Origin of the sequence: Mesorhizobium sp. M7A.F.Ca.US.006.04.2.1 (genome assembly GCF_004022915.1) — a bacterium.
Lineage (GTDB): Bacteria > Pseudomonadota > Alphaproteobacteria > Rhizobiales > Rhizobiaceae > Mesorhizobium > Mesorhizobium ciceri.
On sequence record NZ_RZQA01001647.1, the window covers coordinates 1 to 459 of the forward strand.

The following is a 459-nucleotide window of genomic DNA, read 5'->3' on the forward strand; positions in this document are numbered from 1 at the left end:
AGCCGGGAGAGCAGGAGCAGCGCGTTGCGGGGCATGTTCACACTCCGTTGTCGGCCGCCGGCCGGCCTCGTCCCGATAGCCCCGATCCTATCAGAAACTCCGGCCGACAGATCGGCGATCATGCACCAACAACGAAAAAGCGGCGCGGAAAATTCCGCGCCGCTTTCTTGTTCGGCTATTGCCGGGTCTTGGCTCAGCCGCGCTTGGCGTCGATCGAATAGGCACCGGCGCCCGAGGAAGCCAGCACGAGGAAGCCGCCCGCAATGGCGAGGTTCTTGAGAAACTGGATCATCTGCATCTGGTCGGCCCAACCGGTGTGGGCGACCAAACCGGTAGCGACCGTGAAGACCGCCAGCACCCAAGCGACAATCCGGGTCTTGAAGCCGACGAGGATGGCGAGGCCGCCGAGAAGCTCGATCAGGCCGACGACGGTGGCCGTTACGGTCGGCAAGGGCAGGC

At 64.5% G+C, this 459-nt stretch carries 1 protein-coding gene; it reads right to left on the reverse strand.

Annotated elements, in window-relative coordinates:
- Positions 1–193: 193 nt before the first annotated feature.
- Positions 194–459 (reverse strand): DoxX family protein (locus tag EN925_RS39210; RefSeq protein ID WP_164894857.1); only part of this gene is annotated, 266 nt, incomplete at its 5' end.